At 67.9% G+C, this 21217-nt stretch carries 21 protein-coding genes; 12 read left to right on the top strand and 9 right to left on the bottom strand.

What is annotated here, in order from left to right; genetic code table 11:
- The first annotated feature begins 156 nt into the window (after positions 1 to 156).
- On the top strand, positions 157 to 807 hold the full coding sequence (locus tag GZH52_RS10355; RefSeq protein ID WP_163316393.1) for a GntR family transcriptional regulator: 651 nt from the start codon (positions 157 to 159) through the stop codon (positions 805 to 807).
- Positions 808 to 822: 15 nt separating this feature from the next.
- On the opposite strand, the gene GZH52_RS10350 is transcribed toward GZH52_RS10355, so the two are convergent.
- From GZH52_RS10350 to GZH52_RS10315, 8 genes are all read right to left on the bottom strand, one after another.
- Positions 823 to 2802 (bottom strand): methyl-accepting chemotaxis protein, encoded by a 1980-nt coding sequence (locus tag GZH52_RS10350; protein WP_163316392.1) that lies wholly within the window; start codon positions 2800 to 2802, stop codon positions 823 to 825.
- Between the two features lie 137 nt (positions 2803 to 2939).
- Entirely contained in the window at positions 2940 to 3911 is a 972-nt protein-coding gene (locus tag GZH52_RS10345; protein ID WP_163316391.1) for a M14 family metallopeptidase, read from the bottom strand.
- 78 nt (positions 3912 to 3989) lie between these two features.
- Positions 3990 to 4793, bottom strand: coding sequence for a penicillin-binding transpeptidase domain-containing protein (locus GZH52_RS10340; RefSeq protein ID WP_163316390.1), 804 nt, complete (start codon positions 4791 to 4793; stop codon positions 3990 to 3992).
- Between the two features lie 76 nt (positions 4794 to 4869).
- Positions 4870 to 7185, bottom strand: coding sequence for a Tex family protein (locus GZH52_RS10335; protein WP_163316389.1), 2316 nt, complete (start codon positions 7183 to 7185; stop codon positions 4870 to 4872).
- A 63-nt stretch (positions 7186 to 7248) separates the two neighbouring features.
- On the bottom strand, positions 7249 to 7599 hold the full coding sequence (locus GZH52_RS10330; RefSeq protein WP_163316388.1) for a SpoIIAA family protein: 351 nt from the start codon (positions 7597 to 7599) through the stop codon (positions 7249 to 7251).
- Between the two features lie 37 nt (positions 7600 to 7636).
- On the bottom strand, positions 7637 to 8491 hold the full coding sequence (locus GZH52_RS10325) for a DMT family transporter (RefSeq protein ID WP_239058092.1): 855 nt from the start codon (positions 8489 to 8491) through the stop codon (positions 7637 to 7639).
- A 10-nt stretch (positions 8492 to 8501) separates the two neighbouring features.
- Positions 8502 to 9389, bottom strand: coding sequence for a DMT family transporter (locus GZH52_RS10320; protein ID WP_239058091.1), 888 nt, complete (start codon positions 9387 to 9389; stop codon positions 8502 to 8504).
- Entirely contained in the window at positions 9386 to 9916 is a 531-nt protein-coding gene (locus GZH52_RS10315) for a hypothetical protein (RefSeq protein ID WP_163316387.1), read from the bottom strand. The genes GZH52_RS10320 and GZH52_RS10315 overlap by 4 nt, the downstream gene beginning before the upstream one ends.
- A 204-nt stretch (positions 9917 to 10120) precedes the next feature.
- On the opposite strand from GZH52_RS10315, the gene GZH52_RS10310 reads away from it, so the two are divergent.
- The 3 genes from GZH52_RS10310 (at position 10121) to GZH52_RS10300 (ending at position 13134) form a co-directional block, all read left to right on the top strand.
- On the top strand, positions 10121 to 11647 hold the full coding sequence (locus GZH52_RS10310; RefSeq protein ID WP_163316386.1) for a methyl-accepting chemotaxis protein: 1527 nt from the start codon (positions 10121 to 10123) through the stop codon (positions 11645 to 11647).
- A gap of 99 nt (positions 11648 to 11746) precedes the next feature.
- Complete coding sequence (locus GZH52_RS10305; protein WP_163316385.1) at positions 11747 to 12775, top strand: histone deacetylase family protein; 1029 nt, start codon at positions 11747 to 11749, stop codon at positions 12773 to 12775.
- Positions 12776 to 12882: 107 nt separating this feature from the next.
- Positions 12883 to 13134, top strand: a complete 252-nt coding sequence (locus GZH52_RS10300) for a hypothetical protein (protein ID WP_163316384.1) — start codon at positions 12883 to 12885, stop codon at positions 13132 to 13134.
- A gap of 56 nt (positions 13135 to 13190) precedes the next feature.
- On the opposite strand, the gene GZH52_RS10295 is transcribed toward GZH52_RS10300, so the two are convergent.
- A complete protein-coding gene (locus tag GZH52_RS10295; protein WP_163316383.1) occupies positions 13191 to 13679 on the bottom strand; it encodes a glutathione peroxidase in 489 nt (162 codons plus the stop codon).
- A 541-nt stretch (positions 13680 to 14220) separates the two neighbouring features.
- Here GZH52_RS10295 and GZH52_RS10290 point away from each other — a divergent pair.
- The 8 genes from GZH52_RS10290 to GZH52_RS10255 all read left to right on the top strand — a co-directional run bounded on the left by GZH52_RS10290 (position 14221) and on the right by GZH52_RS10255 (position 21166).
- Positions 14221 to 14655 carry a ProQ/FINO family protein gene (locus tag GZH52_RS10290; RefSeq protein WP_163316382.1) on the top strand — a complete coding sequence of 145 codons (435 nt, stop codon included), beginning with the start codon at positions 14221 to 14223 and terminating at the stop codon, positions 14653 to 14655.
- A 176-nt stretch (positions 14656 to 14831) separates the two neighbouring features.
- On the top strand, positions 14832 to 15608 hold the full coding sequence (locus GZH52_RS10285) for an oxygen-binding di-iron domain-containing protein (protein WP_163316381.1): 777 nt from the start codon (positions 14832 to 14834) through the stop codon (positions 15606 to 15608).
- A 1-nt stretch (position 15609) separates the two neighbouring features.
- Complete coding sequence (locus GZH52_RS10280) at positions 15610 to 16986, top strand: tetratricopeptide repeat protein (protein WP_163316380.1); 1377 nt, start codon at positions 15610 to 15612, stop codon at positions 16984 to 16986.
- A 3-nt stretch (positions 16987 to 16989) separates the two neighbouring features.
- Positions 16990 to 18147 carry a hypothetical protein gene (locus GZH52_RS10275; RefSeq protein ID WP_163316379.1) on the top strand — a complete coding sequence of 386 codons (1158 nt, stop codon included), beginning with the start codon at positions 16990 to 16992 and terminating at the stop codon, positions 18145 to 18147.
- A 13-nt stretch (positions 18148 to 18160) separates the two neighbouring features.
- Positions 18161 to 18703, top strand: coding sequence for a GTP-binding protein (locus tag GZH52_RS10270; RefSeq protein ID WP_163316378.1), 543 nt, complete (start codon positions 18161 to 18163; stop codon positions 18701 to 18703).
- Between the two features lies 1 nt (position 18704).
- Positions 18705 to 19340 carry a roadblock/LC7 domain-containing protein gene (locus GZH52_RS10265; protein WP_163316377.1) on the top strand — a complete coding sequence of 212 codons (636 nt, stop codon included), beginning with the start codon at positions 18705 to 18707 and terminating at the stop codon, positions 19338 to 19340.
- A 25-nt stretch (positions 19341 to 19365) separates the two neighbouring features.
- A complete protein-coding gene (locus GZH52_RS10260; protein WP_136551808.1) occupies positions 19366 to 19728 on the top strand; it encodes a roadblock/LC7 domain-containing protein in 363 nt (120 codons plus the stop codon).
- A 49-nt stretch (positions 19729 to 19777) separates the two neighbouring features.
- Positions 19778 to 21166 carry a diguanylate cyclase gene (locus GZH52_RS10255; RefSeq protein WP_163316376.1) on the top strand — a complete coding sequence of 463 codons (1389 nt, stop codon included), beginning with the start codon at positions 19778 to 19780 and terminating at the stop codon, positions 21164 to 21166.
- Positions 21167 to 21217: the final 51 nt, after the last annotated feature.

Genomic DNA, 21217 nt, shown 5'->3' with positions numbered 1-21217 from the left:
TCCTTGCCGTGGCGGGCGGCGGCCTGCGTGCGCCGGCTACCCTCATGTGAACGCAGCATAGATTTGATCAAATCTGCATGTCAACATTTGATCAAATATTGGCAGCGAAACGCCGCCCTGCTATGCTCGGCCGACCCCAAACTCTCGCGATGCACCATGAAGACCGACGACGCCTCGACCCTGCAGGACCAGACCTACCAGCGGCTGCGCGAAGCGCTGATGCTCGGGCGCTGGCTGCCGGGCGAGCGGCTGAAGATCCAGCCCCTCGCCGCGGAGCTTGGCGTCGGCACCATGCCGGTACGCACCGCGCTGCAGCGGCTGGTCGCCGAGAAGGCGCTGATCAACGTCCCCAACTGCGGGGTGACCGTGCCGCAACTGGATGTCGGCGCCTTCGACGACATCCTCGCCACCCGCATCCTGCTCGAGGGCGAGGCGGCGCGCCTGGGCGCGCAGAGGCTGAACCCTGCACAGCGCGCCGCGCTGCAGGCGCTGGTGGGCAAGATGGACGCGGCGATCGCAGCAAACGACGTGAAGGGCTATCTGGACGCGAACGAGGCGTTCCACCTCGCGCTGTACCGGGCGGCAAATTCGCCCATGCTGATGACGCTGATCGAGACGGTGTGGCTGTACGTCGGCCCGATCTCCAACCGCCTGCAGCAGGACCCGGCGGTATGGGCGAGCATGAACGACGCGCACACCGCCCTACTGCGGGCGCTGGAAAGCGACGACGCAAACGGCGTGGCTGGCGCGATCGCCGACGACCTGAAGACCGCCGGCGCCTACCTGCGCACGCTGTGCACGGCGTAGGCCACGCGCGCGCGGCTACGCGTAGTGGACCGGCCGCCCGAGCTGGTTCAGGCAGGCCTTCAGTTGCTCGCGCGCGGCCGGGTCGGCGCTGAACTGGATGGCAACCGCCGTCAATGCGCCCTCGGCCGTCTGGCGGACGATGCGGCCGGACAGACGGATAGGCTGCTGGCTGCGATACGCGTCGAGCGAGGCCTGCGGCGGACGCAATTCGAGCTGCACCGGCGCGGCGGCGTCCGGTAGCGCCTGCGGCAGCCTGACCAGCATGCCCCCGAGCGACAAGTTCTGTGAAATGCCCTCCTCGCGCACGCCACCTTGCTCGAGCACGACGACCAGCTTGTTGTCCGCGCGCGGCTCGGCGCGCTGCTCGTCCGACTCGCCCGCCTGCCCCCCGCCCTTGTCGAACTGGAAGTCCGCGAGCAAGGCGCTCATCTGCCCGGCCACCTGGTAGAGGTCCTGGCTGATCACGTCGGTGATGTTGATGCGCGAAGTGCTCTGTTCGAGCGTCGTGTACAGCCCGGAGAGCTGGCGGGTCTGGCTGCCCAGGTGGCGGTTCTGCTCGTCGACCACCCGGTGGATGCCCTCGGCGCACGCACGGGTGGCCTGGGTGCTGTCCGCGATCACGTCCATGCAACGGGAGCTCTGCCTCGATTGTTCAAGCCCGGCCGCGAGGCTGTGCTCGATCGCTTCCATCGCCTCGCGGCACGCGCAGAGCGAGCCACCAAAATGCTCGACGATGCGCATGATGTCGTTGGCGGCCAGCGAGGTGCGCTGGGCGAGCCCGCGCACCTCGTCCGCCACCACGGCAAAGCCGCGCCCGGCCTCGCCGGCGCGGGCCGCCTCGATCGCAGCGTTCAGCGACAGGATGTTGGTCTGCTCGGTGATGCGGCGGATGGTGTCGACGATCAGGCCGATATTGTCGCCGGCCTTGCTCAGCTCGCCGAAACGGTTCTCGGCCTCGCGCGCCTGCGCGGCGATATTGGCGAGCTCCTGCTGGCTGCGCGCCACGGCCGCGCGGCCGTTCTCGACACGTTCGAGCGCGTCACGCACCTGCGCAAGCGTCTCGTTGGACAACTGCTTGACCTGGTCGGCGGTGCCGAGCAGCGCGTCGGAAATCTGGTTCACCTCGCCCGCCTGCGTCGACTGCTGGGTGTTGACCGTCACGATATCGTTGCTGATATCGGAAATCTGGTAGGACGACACCGAAATCTGCTGACTGACCTGATGGATGCGCCGCATATGGTCGGCCAGCTGCACGACCATGCGTTCAAGCTGGCCAAGCAGGCTGTCTGGCGGATAGCTGGCCTTGGGTTCGTGCAGCTTGCCGGCAGCCACTTCGCTCGCCATGCGCAAGGCATGGGCTGGCTCGCCGCCGAGCAGGGCGAATAACCGCCGCCCCAGCAACAGGTTGCTGCCCAGCAGCAGCAGCAAGGCGGCCACGGCGACGGCCAGCCCGAAATGGACCATCGAATGCAGGGAGCCGGACAGCTCGCCGTCCGCATGCGCCGCCCGGGCTTCGAGCGCCGCGGACAACTGGTCCAGCGCCGAGGTCAAGGCCAGCGCCTCCTGGTCGAAACCGCCAGCGCCCTTCATCAGCGCGTTGCCGGCGTCCCGCCCCTCGCGGATATAGGCGAGCGCCATCTTTTCACCAGTCTGGTAGTAGGACGGCAGGCGGGCCGCCACCGCGTCCAGCGCGGCGGCCTGCCCTGGCTGCTGACGCTGCAAGTCGGCCAGCAGCGCCTGTGCCGCCGTGTAGTGCTGCCTGGCGTCGGAAAAGTCGGCCTCGCCGACCGCCGAGGCGTCGGTCAGGAACTGCTGCACCTGCACCACATGAAAGCGCAGGTCCTTGAACTGGCGCACGGCTGCCTCGGATTGCCGGGCCGACTGGCTGGCCGCCAGCAAGTCGCGCCCCTCCAGCCAGAGCGCAAAACAGCCGATGGACAGAAGCAGGGCAAAAACAAGGGATTGCCGCAACAGCAACTTGCGCAGGGAAAACATGGTCGGGCTCAATATCGATATGCAAGGTCTGAATAACCTTGCACTATATATGACAATAGCCTTATTTGTCTTCCGCGCCAGCACGCATGGCCGAACCGGTGCCCGGCCACCACCGCCAGGCGGCCGGCCGTACGCGTTTAGCCGAGCCGGCCGCTGTCGCGGGCAAGGTAGAACCACTCCTGCCCGGCCTGCGCCTTGGTGTTGGGGAACACGATGCGCCCGTCGTCCACCGCCAGCACCGGCGTGCCGTCGGCGCGGGTGCCGATGCGCTCGCCCTTGGTCACCGCGTCGAAGCTGGTCCACTCACGGTCGAACGCGTCGTCCGCGTGCAGGCGGTCGACCACCTCGTAGAGCGACAGCGACTCGATGCCCTGCTCGGGTGCCGGGTCGGCGGCGTCGATCAGGCCCAGATGGGCGAGCGTGCGCTCGATCGCGCGGTAGGCAACTTCCGGCGCGGCCGGGTCGTCGTGGCGGCCGCATTCGAGCGTCAGCGCCCAGCCGCCGCTGCGGCGCATCCACTCGGTGGTGCCCATGCCGTAGCGCGGGTCGCTGTTCAGTTCGGCCTGGCGGGTCGCCGCCTCGCCGTAGCGCTCGATACGGCGCTTCACCCCCAGCGCGTAGGTCGACAGCCAGCCGTCGACCGCGCGGTTCACGCCCAGACGGCGCGCCAGCGCCTCCTCCTTCGCGGCGTGCGCGAAGGGTTCGAGCGCGTCCGTGTTGTCATGCGGGCCGACAAACACGAAGGCCTCGCCGCGCGACTGGAAGGAATGCAAATCGAGCAGCACGTCGTGGCGGGCCAAGAGCGGGCACAGCCAGTTGGCGATATGGTCCTCGAATTCGCGCGGGGTGTCGGTCGGCGCGAGGTTGCGGTTGAGGTTGCGGTCGCCCGAGCGCTCGCCCTTGTTGTAGGCCAGCGGGTTGGTCACCGGCACGAAGGTGACGGCGCCCGCCTTGAGCGCACGCTCGCCGGCGTCGAACTCGCGCACCATGCGGCGGATCGCCGCGGTGCCGCATACCTCGTTGCCGTGCACGGCGCCGAGGACGATCAGGCGCGTCCCAGCTTGCGGGGACGCGTAGGAATGGGCAGCAAACTGCAGGGGAAGGGTCATGACGGTCTCTGTTCGGCTAACCGCCAGAAGATAAACCCTAAGCGCCCCCATGCCAATGAGGTGCGCCCCGCGCCCGCGTCAGTTGGCCAGCCCCAGCGCGGCCAGCGCCTCGCGCGCGATCGCCTCGCGCTTGGGCAACTCGTCCATGCGGCCGCCCGCGACTTCCATGTTCAGCGCGAACGCGTACGCCTTGCCGCCCTGCTCGACCCAGCCCGCGTACCAGCCGACCGACGGCAGCTGGCGCCCGCTCCAGCCGGTCTTGCCATAGAGCCGCCACCCGTCACCACTTTCCTTGAGCGCGATCCCGCGCACCGACGCCTGCACCGTGGCAGGCAGCGGCAGGCGGCCGCGCGCGAGCCTGGCGAGGAAGGCCGCCTGCTCGTTCGCGCTGATCCTGAGCGCGCCGCCCTCCAGCCAGAAGCTGTCGACGGCCGGGCCGATGTTGCGGTTGCCGTAACCGAGCTTATCCAGCGCCGCCTGCATGCGCGCAGGGCCGATCGCGCGCGCGATTTGCTGGTAGGCCGGCACGTTGGACGCGGCGAAGGCCTGGCCAAGGTTCATGTCCTGCTTCCACGCGTCCAGAAACACCGGCCGGCCGTCGTAACGCCAGAACACCGAGACCGCCGACGGCACGACGGCGGTGTCGAGCGCGATAAGGCTGTTGACGAACTTGAAGGTCGACGCCGGCAGGTAGGGCGTCGCGGCGCGTTTTGGGTTGTACGCGAGCGTTTCACCGGTGTCGGCGTCGACCAGCACGAAGGTGACGGCATCGCCGTAGCGGGAGAGCGCAACGTCCAACGCCTGCTGGCGGCTCCCGGCCTGCACGCCCAGTGGCAGGCAAAGCAGCAGGGCGGCGCCCAGCGCAAACAGTTTCTTGAACATCCAGCCGGTCCTCATCTCGATCTTTAAAAAACAAACCCCGCCGGGCGGCGGGGTTGGAGAGCGGGCGCATTTTACACTAGCGCTTGAGGCGGGCAAACGCCTCGGCCATCGCGTTGTTCTGCGGCGCCTTCTCCGGCGCGCGGCCCTTGCCCTGACCGGCCCCCTGCCCCGTGCGCGGCCCGCTGCGCCGCTCGGCGGCGGCAGCTGCGGCCGGCGCCTTGTCGTCCAGCCGCATGGTCAGCGCGATGCGCTTGCGCGGCACGTCGACCTCGAGCACCTTCACGCGCACCACGTCGCCGGCCTTCACCACCTTGCGCGGGTCGTCGACGAACTTGTTCGACAAGGCCGAGATATGCACGAGGCCGTCCTGGTGCACGCCGATGTCGACGAAGGCGCCGAAGGCGGCGACGTTGCTGACCACGCCCTCGAGCAGCATGCCCGGAACCAGGTCCTTGATGTCCTCGACGCCGTCCTGGAAGGTGGCGGTCTTGAACGCCGGACGCGGGTCGCGGCCGGGCTTGTCCAGCTCCTTCAGGATGTCGACCACCGTCGGCAGGCCGAAGCGCTCGTCGGTGTAATCGGCGGCACGCAGCGACTTGAGGTAGCCACTGTCGCCGATCACGCTCGCAACCGCGCGGCCGCTCGCCTTGACGATCTTCTCGACCAGCGGGTACGCCTCGGGGTGGACTGCGGAAGCGTCCAGCGGATTGGCGCCGCCGATCACCCGCAAGAAGCCCGCCGCCTGCTCGAAGGTCTTCTCGCCCAGCCGCGGCACCTTCATGAGCGCCTTGCGGTCGGCGAACGCGCCGTGCGCGTCGCGGTAGGCGACGATATTGCCCGCCAGCGTCGCATTGAGGCCGGAGATGCGCGCCAAGAGCGGCGCCGACGCGATGTTGACGTCGACGCCGACCGCGTTCACGCAGTCCTCGACCACCGCGTCCAGGCTCTTCGCGAGCTGGCTCTGGTTGACGTCGTGCTGGTACTGGCCGACGCCGATGCTCTTGGGCTCGATCTTCACCAGCTCCGCCAGCGGGTCCTGCAGGCGGCGCGCGATCGACACCGCGCCGCGGATGGAGACGTCGAGGTCGGGGAATTCGCGCGCGGCAAGCTCGGACGCCGAATACACCGAAGCGCCGGCCTCGGAGACTACCACCTTGTGCATCGAAAGCTCGGGTAGGCCGCGCAAGAGTTCGCCGGCGAGCTTGTCGGTCTCGCGGCTGGCGGTGCCGTTGCCGATCGCGATCAGCTCGACCTTGTGCTTCACGCACAGCCGCGCCAGGGTCGCGAGCGCGCCGTTCCAGTCGCGGCGCGGCTCGTGCGGGTAGACGGTGGCGGTGTCGACCAGCTTGCCGGTGTCGTCGACCACCGCGACCTTCACGCCGGTGCGCAAGCCCGGGTCGAGGCCCAGCGTCGCACGGCGGCCGGCCGGTGCGGCGAGCAGCAGGTCGTGCAGGTTGGCGGCGAACACGCGGATGGCGTCGCCGTCGGCCGCTTCCTTCAGCCGGCCGACCAGTTCTATTTCGAGCGAGAGGAACACCTTGGCGCGCCAGGCGAGGCGCACGGTGTCGAGCAGCCACTTGTCGGCGGGCCGGCCCTGGTCGGCCACGCCGAAACGCGCCGCGATCAGCCCCTCGTACACCGAGCGTTCGGACGCCGGCGTGTCGTCCGGCTGGTACTTGAGAGCAACGGTGAGCACCCCCTCGCCGCGCGCGCGCAGGATGGCCAGCGCGCGGTGCGAGGGCAGCGTGCGGACCGGCTCGCGGTGGTCGAAGTAGTCGGAGAACTTGGCGCCCTCGCCTTCCTTGCCCTCGATCACGCGGGCAGCGAGTTCGCCCTCGGCCCACAGCCGCTCGCGCAGGCGGCCGATCAGCTCGGCGTCCTCGGCGAAGCGTTCGATCAGGATGGCGCGCGCGCCGTCGAGCGCGGCCTTGGCGTCCGCCACACCCTTCTCCGCGTCCACGTATTCGAGGGCGGCGTCTTCGGGCGTGAGCGTGGGGTTTTCCAGCAGCGACAAGGCCAAGGGCTCGAGCCCGGCCTCGCGTGCGATCTGCGCACGGGTGCGCCGCTTGGGCTTGTAGGGGAGATACAGGTCTTCGAGCGTGGTCTTGTTGTCGGCCGCCTCGATCGCGGCCTGCAAGGGCGCATCGAGCTTGCCCTGCTCGGCGATGCTGGCGAGGACCACCTGCCGGCGCGCGTCCAGTTCGCGCAAATAGGTCAGCCGTTCGGCAAGCGTGCGCAACTGGGTGTCGTCTAACCCGCCGGTGACTTCCTTGCGGTAGCGGGCGATAAAGGGAACGGTCGCGCCCTCGTCGATCAGCGCGACGGTCGCGGCAACCTGCGATTCGCGCACCGAGAGTTCGGCGGCGAGGCGGCGCTCGATGGATGGGATCATGCGGCTTTCCGTATCAACCGGGAAAAGCCGCTACTCTACCGCCGGTTGCGGCGATTGCAAGCGTCAGCCGGCGCGCGCGAGCCAGACCTGCGCCTCTTCGGCGGTCTCGAAGTACTGCGCCTTGGCGTCGGACAGCATGCCGGCCAGGTGCGCGGCGAGCTTGATCCACACGTCGTCGACGATGATGGCGATGCGGCCGAAGTCCTCCTCGTGCGCGCGCACGAACTTCACCTCCTCGATCGCCATGTCGATGGTGAAGTCGCGCATCTCGGAGAGGTCGAGCAGCACGTCCGGCTTGCCGTGCTCGGCCAGCCGCTTCATCAGCGCTTCCTCGAACAGCTTGAAGTCGGCGAGGGTAAACTCGTTGAAGAGCGCGACGTCGAGGCCGTAGTCCTGTTCGCGGATCGAGATCATGGTATGCCTTTCCTGCAGTGGTTATGCTGTGCTCATTCTACCGCCGTCCGGCGACGATGCCACTGACGACAATCAATACTATGGCAGCGATGGACGACGGCGGCAGCGGCTCGCCCCACAGCCCTACCCCCAGCAGCGTCGAGAACACCACGGTCAGGTAAGAGAGGTTCGCCGCGAACAGCTTGCTGCCGACCTTGTACGCGCGGGTCATCGCCAGTTGCGCGAGCGTCGCGGTCAGCCCGACGCCGGCGATCGCCAGCCACGCGTCAGCATCCGGCACCTGCCAGTCGCCGGTAAGCGGAATCAGGAGCGCACCGCCGACGGTCGACACCAGCGCGAAGAAGAACACCACCCGCCACTCGGGCTCGCCCCGCCGCCCTAGCTCGCGCACCTGCAGGTAGGACCAGCCGGCGAGCAGCCCCGACGAGAGTCCGAGCACGCCGGCGAGCCAGGCGTCGGCGGCGAGCGTCGGTTTGAGCAGCAGCACGACGCCGGCAAAGCCCGCGGCAAGCGCGCGCGCACGCAGCCGCTCGCGAAGCAGCAGCACCGAGAGCAGCGCGAGGAACATCGGCGAGGTGTAGTTGAGGGTGACCGCGGTCGACAGCGGCAGATGCACGATCGCGTAGAAGTAGCCCAATAGCGAGCAGTACGCGACCACGCCTCGGCGCAGATGGACCGGCCAGTTAGGCGTCGCGAAGCGTTGGCGGCGCGCGAGCGCCGGCACGCCGATCAGCACCACGCCGAACAGCGAGCGCCAGAACACCAGCTCGACCGACGAGAGCGTCGCCGAGCCGAGCTTGACGAACACGCCCATCAGGGCAAACAGGAGCGCGGCGACGACCATCCAGCCGGCGCCCAGCCGCACGCCGGCGTTCGCAAAAAAATTCTTCATCAGTCGGTTTCTAGCGTGACAGGCGCGCGGCAAGCACGCCCGAGGCAATCACCATGGCCATCGCGGCGACGCTGGAAGCCCCTAGGGGCTCGCCCCACAACACGAAGCCCAGCAAGGCCGAAAACACCACGGTCAGGTAGGCCAGACTCGCCACCGCGAAGCGCCGCCCTTCGCGGTAGGCGCGGGTCATGCAAAGCTGGCCGGCGAGGCCGGACACCGCGACCCCGGCGAGCGCGGTGAGGCTCGCCTCGTCCGGCGCCGAGAAACCCGGCCCCAGCGCGAGCAGCAGCGCGCCGACGCCGCTGGCGATCCAGAAGAACCAGAACACGGTGCGCCAGGCGGGCTCGCCCAACTGGCCAAGCTCGCGCACCTGGAACACCGCGAAACCGGCACATACACCCGAGCCCAGCCCGATCAGCGTCGGCCACCACAACCCCGACGAGAAACTCGGCTGCAACAACACGATCACGCCGGAAAAACCCAGCGCCAGCGCCCCCAGCAGCGCGGCCGACGGCCTATCGCCCAGCTTCGCCACGCACAACAGCACGAAAAACAGCGAAGACGTGTAGTTGAGGGTGATGGCGGTCGACAGGGGAAGGCTGGCGAGCGCGTAGAACAGCATTCCCATCGACGCGTAGCCGATCAGCGCGCGCTTGGCGTGCGCACCCAGATGCGGCGTGCGCGGCGACTGGCCGCGCAGCGCCATCAGGCCGGAGAGCACCAGCGCCCCCAGGAGCGTGCGCCAGAACAGGATCTCGAACGGGCCATGCCGGCTGGCGCCCAGCTTCACGCAGACGCCCATCAGCGCGAAGGCGGCGGCGGCGAGCACCATCCACCACGCGCCAAGCGCGCGTGGGCGCACGCCGACCCATGGCAGGCGGGACACCTGCCCCGTCATCGTTTGCTCCCGCCCACGCGCAGGCTGCGGCACAGCCGCGCGAAGTCCTGCCGGTAGTGGTGGAACTCGGACGCGTTGGCGCTACAGTCGGCGTCCAGCAACTGGCGGCCGTCGGCGCCAAGCTGCATGACCCGCAGGTGGCGGCGCACGATCCACAGGCCGTTGGCGACGTTCTCGCTTTGCCGGTAATCGACTTCGAGCCGCCCCCGCTTGCGGTCCAGCCGGACCGCGTCGGCCGCCTCGCGGCCACCGGACGCCTTGCGGTAGCGCCGCTCGAGCCGGCCGAGCACGTCGCCCCTGCCCGCCTTGCGCCAGGTGAAGCGCGCGCGCGCGTCGCCGCGCTCGCGGTCTTCCATGCTTTTGGGGTGCGCAGCCAGCTCGCGCTTGGCGCCCTCGCCGACGGCGCTCACCCGCCAGCCCTCGGGCACGTCGAGCGTCAGCGGCCACGCGCGGTCGCGGTAGGCCGCCGCGTGGCTCGCGCTCGGGATCAGCATCAGGCAGAACAGGGACAGCAGCAGGCGTTTCATCGGCGTTTCCGGGGGGACTCGGCCCGGTTGCGGGCGAGCTTGCTATTGTGCCCCAACTCATACCGCATCAACCACCCCTTGCCGGAAACCCTGATTGCGTGAAACGTTAAGTTGCCGTTTTAAAACGGTTGTTTTACAGTCGTGCGTCATAAGATAGGCCGGCACTTCGACCGGCCACACGCCAACAACACGAGGAGACCTGCCATGAACGTCCAGTCACTGCTTGAGTGGTTCATCCCGCCCGAAGTACGTACCCAGCCCGAGCTGCTGATCCGCGCCCGCACCCTGGTCAGCGCCGCGCTGACCGCCGGCCTGCTCGCCCCGCTGTTCGCGCTGTCCTACTTCAAGCTCGGCCACGCACTGATGGGCGAAGGCATCCTCGCCGGCTGCGTCGCGCTGCTGGTGGGGGTGTTCGTGCTCAAGGCGACCGGCTGGGTGAAGCTGACCGCCGAGTATGTGGTGTGCTGCCTGTTCGGCCTCGTCAACTGGATGGTGATCGTCAACGGCGGCATCCTGTCGACCAGCACGGTCTGGTTCGCCGCCGTCCCCGTCGCCGCGGTGTTCGTCGGCGGCCGCATCAGCGGCATGGTATGGGCGGCGCTGACCCTGCTGGCCATCGTCGGCGTGCTGCTCGCGTCGCAAGCGGGCCTGTTGCCGCCGACCCCGATCCCGCACGAAGAGTTTCCGGTGCTGCAGGCCAAGTCGCTGGTCGGACTCGCATTGACCGTGTTCATCCTGTCGCTGTCGTTCGAGAAGGCCAAGAGCCGCGGCTTCGAGCGGCTGGAAGCCGCACGCCGCGACAGCGAGCGCGCGTCGCAGGCGCTGCGCGAGATGATGGACCAGGTCACCCGCTCGATCGACGCGGCCGGTGCCGAGAGCCGCGACATCGCCGCCAGTTCGGCGTCGATGGCACGCACCATGGGCGAGCAGAAACAGCGCTCGGATTCGATGGTCGGCGAAGTCGGCCAGATGACGGCGCTCAACGCGCAAAACGCCGAGGGCGCCGAACGCGCGAGCCGCACCGCAGGCGAAACCGGCGCGGCGGCCAACGGCGGCGGCGAGGCGATGGACCTTGCGGTGCGCCAGCTCTCGGACGCGCGCGCGGTGATCCGCCAGGCGGCACAAAAGCTGGAGGAACTGGGCGAGCGCAGCGCCGAGGTCGACAATATCGTGCAGATGATCCGCGAGATCGCCGACCAGACCAACCTGCTGGCGCTCAACGCGGCGATCGAGGCCGCGCGCGCCGGCGAATCCGGCCGCGGCTTCGCGGTGGTCGCCGACGAAGTCAGGAAGCTGGCCGAGCGCACGCAGAAGGCGACGCTCGACATCGGCGACAAGATCCGGCTGATCCTCGAGGGCACCCAGTCTTCAATCGTCGCCATGCGCGATGGCAACGCGCAGATGAAGACCGGCGGCGAGCACGCGCAGCTTGCGCAGGAAAAACTCACCGGCATCATCAGGAGCACGCACGAGCTCGCCTCCCTGCTCGACACCGTCAGCGCCGCGCAAAACCGGCAGAACGCGGTTTTCGGCCACTTCAGCCAGGAAATCCACGCCGTCGGCGAGGCGAGCGGCCAGCTCTTCAGCGAAACCGAGCGCATCGCGCAGGCGACCCGCCGCCTCGACACCCTGCTCGCCGAACTCTCCGGCACGGTGCGCCGCCTGGACCATGCACCCGCGCACGGCACGGCAAGCTTCGCCGACGCGACACCCCGGCCGGCTTACGCTTGAAGCCACATTTGCGGCGGGTCAAGTTTTGGCGGCCCGCCGTTTGACCCGCCCGCCCGCGCGGCGCAGCATCGCACTTTTACCGACCCGGGCCCACCCAAGATGCTGACCGTCTACACCGACGCCCACCGCCTGCACGCGGGGCGCGCCGAGCTCTACAACGGCGCGATCACGCCGTGCTTCGAAAAACCCGAACGCGCCGACATGGTGCTCGCGCGCGTGCGCGACAGCGCCCTCGGCGAAGTGCTCGCCCCGAAGGATCACGGCCTCGCGCCGGTGCTCGCCGTGCACGACGAAGGCTATGTGCGCTTCTGGGAGACGGCATGGCAGCGCTGGAGCGAGGGTGGCCGGGACTGGGACGCCCTGCCCAAGATGTGGCAAGTCCGCCGCCTGCGCGCGACCATCCCCGACCACGTCGAAGGGCAGCTCTGCTACTACTCGATGGACGCCGGCACCCCGCTGACCGCTGGCACCTGGCAGGCGATCACCGGCGCCGCCAACGTCGCGGTCACCGCCGCCGACCACCTCCTGGGCGGCGCGCGTAGCGCGTTCGCGCTGACCCGCCCGCCCGGCCACCACGCCGCGCGCGACTACTGCGGCGGCTACTGCTACTTCAACAACGCCGCCATCGCCGCCGAACGCCTGCGCGCGGGGGGCGCCCGCCGCGTCGCCTTGCTCGACGTCGACTACCACCACGGCAACGGCACGCAGGACATCTTCTACCAGCGCGACGACGTGCTGTTTTTGTCCATCCACGGCGACCCGCGCACCGAGTACCCGTTCTTCCTCGGCCACGCCGACGAGACCGGCGAAGGTGCGGGCCTGGGCTACAACGCGAACTTCCCGCTCGCCGCCGGCAGCAGTGTGGACGCCTGGTTTGCCGCGCTGGAAGCCGCGTGCAAGCGCATCGACGCGTATGGCGCGGACGCGCTGGTGATTTCGCTCGGCGTTGACACCTACGAGGGCGACCCGATCTCGCGCTTCTCGCTCGCGCATGACGACTTCCTGCGCATCGGCCAGCGCCTCGCTCGGCTGGGCCTGCCGACCCAGTTCTGCTTCGAGGGCGGCTACGCGGTCGAGCCGATCGGCGTCAACGCGGTCAACGTGCTGCAGGGCTTCGAGTTAGAGTAATTGATCCAGATCAGGCGCGTGTCACTTGCCGCTACCCTGCCGCCCTTGCGCCGCCTAGGCTGAAACAGGGAAGCCGCCTGACGGCGGCACAGGCAAGGGAGGACATCATGGGACACGCGATCAAGACGCTGCTGGCCACGCTGGAAGCCAACAAGCAGACTCAGGATCTCTTCTGCCCGAGCGGCGGCCCGCCGCTGAAGGCGGCCGTCAGCCACGAGCTGTACGCGGAACTGATGGCGATGTCGGCGCTATTCGAGCGCGACATCCAGTGCCTGGCGGGCGACCTGCTCGCTGCCGCGATCCGCGACATGGAAGCGGAACTGAACAGCCAGCTTGACGAGATGGTGCCGAAAGCCTGAGCGTCAGCCAGGCAACAAGCCCGTCAGGAAGCCGCCTTGCGCGGCTTCCTTCGCGTTCAGAGCAGGCTTTCGATGTCGGCTGCCAGCTTGGCCGGCCGCGTCTGCGGCGCGTAGCGTTCGACGACACGGCCGTCGCGGCCGACCAGAAACTTGGTGAAGTTCCACTTGATCGCAGGCAGGCCCAGCAAGCCGGGTTTTTCCTGGGTCAGGAAGCGCCATACAGGGTCGGCCTGTGCGCCGTTGACGTCGACCTTGGCCATCACCGGAAAGCTTACGCCGTAGTTGCGCTGGCAGAACGCGCCGATCTCGGCACTATCGCCCGGCTCCTGCTCGCCAAACTGGTTGCACGGGAAGGCCAGCACGCAAAAGCCTTGCGCGCGGTAGCGCTCGAACAGCACCTCGAGCTCCGCGTACTGCGGCGTAAAGCCGCAACGGCTCGCGGTGTTGACGATCAGCAACACTTCGCCGCGGTGGCGCGACAAGGGATAGGGGCTGCCGTCAAGCGCCAGCGGCGTGAAATCGTACAGGGTAGCGGTGTCGGGCATCGCGGGCTTTCGCGCAGGTTCGGCCGCTCAGGCTAGCACGCCTGCATGCGCGGCGGGCAAAAAGAGAGGCGTGGCGGCAAGGGGGAACCGCTACGCCCCGAGGAAGAAACAGCTTGCTGTGCGGGAACCCGGCTTGCGCGAAAGCTTAAGCCCGGATCCCAAATTCAGGTTAGAGCAAGATCAGGAAATTGCGAGAGGCAATTCTGGCTGCTGCAGTGCCGCTTCGCCGCGGCGGGAGAAGGCCTGCTGGCTGCGGGCAAAAAAATACCCCGGACGAGGAGTCCGGGGCCAATGCAAACAACAAAGGAGAAACCATATGAAGCGATACGGATATTAGCAATTCGCGATATTGTGATCAAGCACGCAAACCGTATACCTGAATTCGAAGTCGCATTTTTGTAAACCGTCGGGTGGACAGCACCGAAAAACGGCCGCACAGGCTACGACAGCGCCCGCTGAGCGTGTAGAATCCCCGCTTGACCAGTCCGCCGCTCGCGCCGCGGATCCGTGCACTCTACCGTATAAGGCACCACGCATTACCATGGCCCAAAACAAAGAAACCGCACTGAGTGAAGCCCTCAAGGCAGCCGTGCAATCGATGAGCAAGAAGAAGCAGACCGAGATGATTGCCGGCAACCTTTACTCCAGTTACCCGGTTTTCAAGCAGTTCAAGCCGCTGGCAATCGGCATCCACGAAGCGCTGGCAGCCGCCTTGCCGCAGTACGATACCCAACTGATCGGCCGCGTGCTCTCCAACCACTGCCGCAAACCGCGCTATCTCAAGTCGGTCGCCCGCGGCGGCAAGCGCTTCGCGCTCGACGGCAAGCCGGTGGGCGCGGTGACCGAGGAAGAACAGGCTGCTGCCCAGCGCCAGTGCGAACAGCTCGAAGAACGTGCGCGCCTGGCCGAGCAGACCGCCAAGCCACAGGCCGCCGCGCCGGCGCCTGCTGCAACGCCGGAAGCCGATCAGGCCTGAGCATCCCCGCTTTATTGCAACGCCCGCCCGGTCTCGCCGCGCGGGCGTTGTGCGTTGTGCGTTGTGCGTTGTGCCAGCAAAACCTCATGTGGATAGATAACGATTGATAAATATCAATAACGGATAATGCCCTATGGGTAATTATTACCGGATCAAACCAATCCGGAAATGCAAGCATGGCAGTCACCCTGTATGACGACGGCACCCACAAGTGCATCGGCTTTACCGAGCTGGTCCAGGGAGAGGGCATCCAGGCCAACCAGTTCGCCATCATCCACAAGGGCGAGGGCATGCTGCTCGACCCCGGCGGCAACCTGACCTACAAGCACCTGATCGCCGAGATGGCAGACTTCTTCCTGCCCTCGCATACCCGCTACATCTTCGCGTCGCACCAGGACCCCGACATCATCGCGTCGGCCAACGGCTGGCTGCTGATCACCGACGCGCAGATCATCATCGCGCAGGAATGGACGCGCTTCCTGCCCCACTTCTGCGTGAAGGGTGCGACCGAGGGACGCCTGATCGCGATCCCGCCGCGCGGCATGCAGATCGAACTGGGCGGCAGCCCGCTCGAGATCGTCCCCGCGCACTACCTGCACACGGTCGGTTTCTTCCAGGTCTACGACCCGGTCAGCAAGATCCTGTTTTCCGGCGACATCGGCGCGTCGCTGGTCAGCGGCGCCGACGCTGCCTCTCCCGTCACCGACTTCGACCGCCACCTGCACGACGCGCACATGCTCGCGTTCCACCGCCGCTACATGAGCAACAACAAGGCGTGCCGGCTGTGGGCGCAAATGGTGCGCCGGATGGACGTCGAGTGGATCGTCCCCCAGCACGGCAGCTCGTTCCGCGGCAAGGAAATGGTCGGCCGCTTCCTCGACTGGTTCGAGACGCTGGAATGCGGCACCGACCTGATCGGCGAGGCCGACTACCCGCCGCCGGCCGCCCGCTAAGATGGGCATCCCACTCGACCTGCTGCCGCTCGCGCTGCTGCCCTGCCTGGCGCTGATCTGGCTCCTCTACCGGCGCAGGCTGCGCGCGCAGGCAAGAAAGGCCACGCCCGCGCAGACGGCCCTGACAACCCAGGCAAGCCCGGTCGCGCAAACGGCCGTCCCCTCCGCGCCCGATAGTGCGGACGCGGGCCTTGCCGCCGAAGACGCCAACGCGATCGACGTCGACGCGGTCGACCCGAAGACCGAGGCGCAGATCTACCTCTCTTTCGGCTACGTCGAACAGGCCGCGGAAGTGTTGCGCGTCCACGCCGACCAGCCAGGCTGCGCCGACGAGGAGACACTCGCGACCCTGTGCCGCCTCTACCTCGAGTTGCATCGCCCGGATGATTACTGCGAAATCCTGGGTCGCCGCAATCTTGCCGCCGCCGAACTCGAGGCGGCGATCCGCTGCGGACTCAAGCTAGAACGCAACCACCTGGGCCTGCGCGTGCTCGCGGAAGAACGACTGGGCCTTGGCCCCGAAGCATTTTCGTCATCCGCCAAAGCCGCACCACAGGTCCCGCATGCGGCGACCGCCAAACGTCCGCCGGTCCCCGCCGCCGCGCCCACCCGCCCCCCCGAAGGCGAGGGCATGGCGCTGGTGACGGCCAACGACACGGAGCTTGGCGCGCTTAGCGCAGACGAAACCCGCGTGGTTCGCCTGTTCGTCCCGGCCAGGCGCCGCATCCGGCTCTTCCTGGCGGCCGAAGACGCCGAAAACGCGTTGCCGGCGGTGCGCGAGGCGCTTGGCACCCAGCCTGACCGGCCATCCTTGCTGATAGACCTTATGCAAGTGCACTATCTTCAGCGCAACGTCGACGGCTACGCGCGCGCGCTATGGCAGTTTTTTGTCGCACTGGGCGAGAACGGCGAGCAGCTGCGCGAGAGGCTGCTGCATTACGGCCTCGCCATTGGCCACCATCCGGCTTTCGCGGCGCTCGCCGAGGCCACATGCCGCGCCGACCTTGAGGCAATCGGCCGCCGCCACGGTTTCGCTCATGTCCGCCACGCGCCCGCGATGGCGCGCCAGCTGGTCAGGCGCGACGCGGCGACGCCCAACGACGACAGCCAGCCCCTGCTCGCAGAAGTCGACAGCTATCTGACCTTCGGCCAATTCGAAGAGGCGCTTGCGGCGCTCGAGACGGCGATCACCCGCGAGCCCGACAACATCCCGCTTTACCCCGTGCTGCTGCAACTGTACGAACGCATGGACGAGCCCCAGCGACTGGCCGCATTGCGGCAGTGCCTCGCCGAGGGCGCGGCCGCCATCCCCGACGAAGCCCAGGCCCTGATCAGCGCCTGCGCCAAACGCCTGCACCACCTGGACGAGGTGGCCTAAGAAATGATGACCGCCGCCAAAGCTCACGCCATCACGGTCCTGCCGCTGGGCATGGACGAACGCAAGCTAGCCGTCCTGCGCATGGCGTTCAGGATGCACCAGGCAATCCATTACCGGCTCTCGGACAGCGCCGGCGAAACACCCTCCCTCGCCATCGTGGATGTCGACAGTCCGCAAGGCTGGCAGGTATGGGCACAACTGCGCCAGGCGCACCCGGGGCTGCCCGCACTCATCGTGAGCGCCTTCCCGCAAGCGGACGCGCCGGCACCGGTCTTACCCAAGCCCATCCGCGTCGAGACCCTGTTCCCCGCACTGCAACAGTTGCTCGCGGCGCCGGACGCGGGCACGCCCCGTCCCGGCGGCACCCGCCCGGCGACACGCGAGGAACCGTTGGCGCAGCCGGTGCCACAACCACCGTCGGCGCAGAACCCCGAAGCGCCGCCCCCCGCGCAAGCGGTGACAACGACCGACGCCGAACTGGCCCGCAAGGCAATCGACAACGCCCGCGAGCTACGTCCGGCCAAGGAGTGGCCTGAGCGCGTCGATTATTTCGACCCGACCACCGGCCTGTACGGGGTACTCACCTCGCTGTACAGGCAAAGGCGGGTAGCCGCCGTTGTCGCCGACGGACAGGAAGTCTTCCGGCTCTACCCCAACGATGAGCGCTGCGTGATCAGCGTCCCCGCCGACACGCTCGCCCGCTTGTGTGCAGTGCCTGCGCTGACTGTCAAGCTGCGGGCGCTGCAAGGCGCGCACGAACAGCCGCCGGCTGACGCACCGGCCGCGCATGCGGTGCTATGGCAGCTCGCGTTGCTGAGCGCCCGCGGCCGGATGCCCAACGGCGTCGGCGCGGACAACCTGATCCGCCTGCGCCACTGGCCGAACCTGACCCGTCTCGCGCCGCTGCCCGACGCGATGCGGATGGCCGCGTTCTGGACCCGCACACCTGCCAGCCCGCGCATGGCGCTGCGCATGCTGGGCGTCGAGATCGGTGACCTGTGCAACTTCATCGCGGCCTGCCATGCGATCGGCCTGATCGACACCAGGCGCGGCGCGACCGAGCGCCCGCTCAGCCCCGCCCCATCCCCGAGCGCGCCGGCCAGTACGCCACAACCCCGCGGCCTGCTCTCCCGACTGCTCGCGCGCCTGCGCAACCGTTAGAACTGGAACTTCGATGCGCCAACAGGACAACAAGATCATCTTCACCGGCCCGGTCGGTGCCGGCAAGACCACCGCGATCGGCAGCATCAGCGAGATCGAGCCGGTCAAGACCGACGCGCGTGCAAGCGACATGACAGTCAACCGCAAGGCCGAAACTACCGTCGCGCTCGACTACGGCCTGCTCTCGCTGGACGACGGCGTGCGCGTGCACCTGTACGGCACCCCCGGCCAGGAACGCTTCGACTTCATGTGGGAAATCATCAGCGAGGGAGCCATCGGCCTGATCGTGCTGATCGACAACACGCGCCCCAACCCGAGCGCCGACTTGCAATTCTTCCTGACCGCGTTCAAGGAATTGTTGAACGACGCGCCGCTGGTGATCGGCGTGACCAAAACCGACCTGTCCGCGCAGCCGACTGCCGGCGATTACGCAAACCTGCTCGAGAAGTTCGGGCTGCGCCCCCCGATCCTCGAAGTCGACCCGCGCGACACCGACGACGTGCGCCAGCTCCTGATGGCGCTGCTGTTCTCAATCGACCCCGGCCTGGAAGGATGAGATGAACGCAAGCTACCAGTTATGCGGCCCCTACTACGCCCGGGCGACCCCGGGCGGCGCGTACTATGCGACGACCACCCCGCACCGCGACCCCGGCCGCGACATGATGATGCATATCCTGCGCGACGGCGCCCGGGTACCGCTGGACGGGGCAACCCTCGCCGCCTGGTACCCCGACGAGGCGCCGGAGACGGTGCTCGAGCGGCTCTACCGCCTGCAGAAGCTCGAATTCGTCGAGGCGCTGGACGCCCCGCCGCAGCCGACGGAAACCCGGCTCGAGGCCCTGCTACCTCCCTGGCTCGCCCAGTTGTCCGCCAGTGGCCGCGCGCTGCTCGCCGACGACAACGGCCTCTGTTACGCGAACGCGGGCTTTGCCCACGAGACGGCCGAAGAGCTCTCCGCGCTGTGCGGTGACCTGATCACGCTGACCCGCCGCCACAGCCGCCTGCTGCACAACAACCTGCAACTGGCAAGCCAGGCCTGGGCGCTCACGTCGCCCGGCGGCGAGGCGGAGCTGGGCTTTCACCCGCTTTTGATCGGCGAGCAGCCTTTCATGCTGGTGATCGGCGGAGCCCCCCGCCTGAACTCGCCGTGCCTCGTCGACCTGATCGAGGCGCTGTGCCGCCGCTACGCCTGAAACCAAGTATTCCCGGAGAAAAACCATGCGCGAACAAATGCTCAAATCGATCCTCAGCGACCTCAACGGCGCCAGCGCCGACATCGAGGCCTCCGCGATCATTTCGTCCGACGGCCTGACCATGGCCGCGCTGCTGCCGCAGGACGTCGACGAGGACCGCGTCGGCGCGATGGCGGCGGCGATGCTGTCGCTGGGCGAGCGCACCGCCCGCGAACTTGCGCGCGGCGAACTAGAACAGGTGATGATCAAGGGGCAGGAAGGCTACATCCTGATGAGCCACGCCGGCCGCGACGCGGTGCTGACCGTGATCGCCCGCAAAGAGGCCAAGCTCGGGCTGATCTTCCTCGACGCGCGCCGCGCGGCGAAGAGCGTCGCCGAAATCCTGTAAGCCGGCACATCGGCTGCATCCCACACGACAAAGACAACGGAACCGGCCCATGCAGCAGGACGTGCCCGCAAACCCGCATTACGCCCGAGAGGAATGGCTGCGCCTGATCGGGGAGACCCCGCCGCCTTTGCGCGCGCTCATCCGCGTGCTGGCCGAGACGCACCGGGTGGCGCTCGCCGACCACTTCTACAGGCACATGCTGTCGACCGACGAGGGCCGCCTGTTCCTCGACCACGACACGGTCAACACCCGGTTGCGCCACTCGATGCAGCACTGGCTGGTCGAACTGTTCCGCTGCGACGGCGAGGCGGACATCGACGCGGCGATCGCGCACCAGCGCCACGTGGGTGAAGTGCACGCACGCATCCACCTGCCGGTCCACCTGATGACCCGCGGCGCGCGCCAGCTGCGCCAGCAGCTGTACCGCCTGCTCGCCCAACAGGACCTGACCCGCCAGGACCTGACCCGCGCGCACGCCTACGTGTGCGAAACCATCGACCTTGCGATGGAGCTGATGAACGCCGCGTACACGCGAAGCACCGCGCGGCAGACCCGCACCGAAGAGGCGTACCGCCACTACGCGCTGGGGCAGAACCTGTCGCTCGAACGCGAACGGCAGCGCGCGTCGCTCCTCGACTGGAGCCAGAACGTGCTGTTCTCGCTGCACCTGCACGACGCAACGAGCCCGCTGCCCTCACTTGGCCGCAGCGAGTTCGGCATGTGGCTCTCCCACAAGGCCGAGGTGATCTTCGAGCGCTCGGACGAACTCGAGCAGATCGAAACGCAACTCGAACGGGTCGACAACATCGTGCTGCCCCTCCTGCAGCAGGCGGCCGACGCGGGACAGCGGCGCCTGCGCTCGCGCGAACTGCAGGAAACGCTGGACGAGATCCACTTCCTTTTGGGGACGCTGTTCGACCGCCACGTCGAGGTCGAGAACGGGCGCGATGCGCTGACCCGGCTGCTCAACCGCCGCTTCCTGCCTGCGGTGCTCAGCCGGGAAATCCAGCTGCACCAGCGCAGCCAGCAGCAGTTCGGCGTGCTGCTGATCGACCTCGACCACTTCAAGGGCATCAACGACACGCACGGTCACGAAGGCGGCGACCGCGTGCTGCAGCAGGCTGCCCAGCTGATCACGGCCTGCGTGCGCGCCGGCGACTTCGTGTTCCGCTACGGCGGCGAAGAGATCCTGGTCGTCCTCGTCGAACTGGGCCACGACGACCTGATGCGCATCGCCGAGACCTTGCGCAGCCGCTTCGAGGCGCAGGCGTTCACCGTGACCAACGGCCGGGAAATCCGGGTGAGCGTCAGCGTCGGCGTCGCGCTGTACGACGGCCACCCGGACTACCAGTACCTGATCGGCCGCGCCGACGACGCGCTCTACCAGGCCAAGCGCGGCGGGCGCAACCGCGTCGTCGACGCCGACGCGATGACCTGAGCCCGGCGCCGCTACAAAAGAAAAACGCCACGGCGAGCCGTGGCGTTTTTT

The organism is Crenobacter caeni, from assembly GCF_010435965.1.
Lineage (GTDB): Bacteria > Pseudomonadota > Gammaproteobacteria > Burkholderiales > Chromobacteriaceae > Craterilacuibacter > Craterilacuibacter caeni.
The sequence above is the reverse complement of the archived record's forward strand: the minus strand, read 5'-3'. Positions and strand labels throughout refer to the sequence as shown.

Coding starts and splice junctions, on each gene's coding strand:
- GZH52_RS10305 (WP_163316385.1), top strand. CDS start 11,747: ATGCTGACCGTCTACACCGACGCCCACCGCCTGCACGCGGGGCGCGCC.
- GZH52_RS10355 (WP_163316393.1), top strand. CDS start 157: ATGAAGACCGACGACGCCTCGACCCTGCAGGACCAGACCTACCAGCGG.
- GZH52_RS10310 (WP_163316386.1), top strand. CDS start 10,121: ATGAACGTCCAGTCACTGCTTGAGTGGTTCATCCCGCCCGAAGTACGT.
- GZH52_RS10350 (WP_163316392.1), bottom strand. CDS start 2,802: ATGTTTTCCCTGCGCAAGTTGCTGTTGCGGCAATCCCTTGTTTTTGCC.
- GZH52_RS10295 (WP_163316383.1), bottom strand. CDS start 13,679: ATGCCCGACACCGCTACCCTGTACGATTTCACGCCGCTGGCGCTTGAC.
- GZH52_RS10315 (WP_163316387.1), bottom strand. CDS start 9,916: ATGAAACGCCTGCTGCTGTCCCTGTTCTGCCTGATGCTGATCCCGAGC.
- GZH52_RS10330 (WP_163316388.1), bottom strand. CDS start 7,599: ATGATCTCGATCCGCGAACAGGACTACGGCCTCGACGTCGCGCTCTTC.
- GZH52_RS10270 (WP_163316378.1), top strand. CDS start 18,161: ATGCGCCAACAGGACAACAAGATCATCTTCACCGGCCCGGTCGGTGCC.
- GZH52_RS10345 (WP_163316391.1), bottom strand. CDS start 3,911: ATGACCCTTCCCCTGCAGTTTGCTGCCCATTCCTACGCGTCCCCGCAA.
- GZH52_RS10285 (WP_163316381.1), top strand. CDS start 14,832: ATGGCAGTCACCCTGTATGACGACGGCACCCACAAGTGCATCGGCTTT.
- GZH52_RS10300 (WP_163316384.1), top strand. CDS start 12,883: ATGGGACACGCGATCAAGACGCTGCTGGCCACGCTGGAAGCCAACAAG.
- GZH52_RS10260 (WP_136551808.1), top strand. CDS start 19,366: ATGCGCGAACAAATGCTCAAATCGATCCTCAGCGACCTCAACGGCGCC.
- GZH52_RS10255 (WP_163316376.1), top strand. CDS start 19,778: ATGCAGCAGGACGTGCCCGCAAACCCGCATTACGCCCGAGAGGAATGG.
- GZH52_RS10280 (WP_163316380.1), top strand. CDS start 15,610: ATGGGCATCCCACTCGACCTGCTGCCGCTCGCGCTGCTGCCCTGCCTG.
- GZH52_RS10340 (WP_163316390.1), bottom strand. CDS start 4,793: ATGTTCAAGAAACTGTTTGCGCTGGGCGCCGCCCTGCTGCTTTGCCTG.
- GZH52_RS10320 (WP_239058091.1), bottom strand. CDS start 9,389: ATGACGGGGCAGGTGTCCCGCCTGCCATGGGTCGGCGTGCGCCCACGC.
- GZH52_RS10335 (WP_163316389.1), bottom strand. CDS start 7,185: ATGATCCCATCCATCGAGCGCCGCCTCGCCGCCGAACTCTCGGTGCGC.
- GZH52_RS10265 (WP_163316377.1), top strand. CDS start 18,705: ATGAACGCAAGCTACCAGTTATGCGGCCCCTACTACGCCCGGGCGACC.
- GZH52_RS10325 (WP_239058092.1), bottom strand. CDS start 8,491: ATGAAGAATTTTTTTGCGAACGCCGGCGTGCGGCTGGGCGCCGGCTGG.
- GZH52_RS10290 (WP_163316382.1), top strand. CDS start 14,221: ATGGCCCAAAACAAAGAAACCGCACTGAGTGAAGCCCTCAAGGCAGCC.
- GZH52_RS10275 (WP_163316379.1), top strand. CDS start 16,990: ATGATGACCGCCGCCAAAGCTCACGCCATCACGGTCCTGCCGCTGGGC.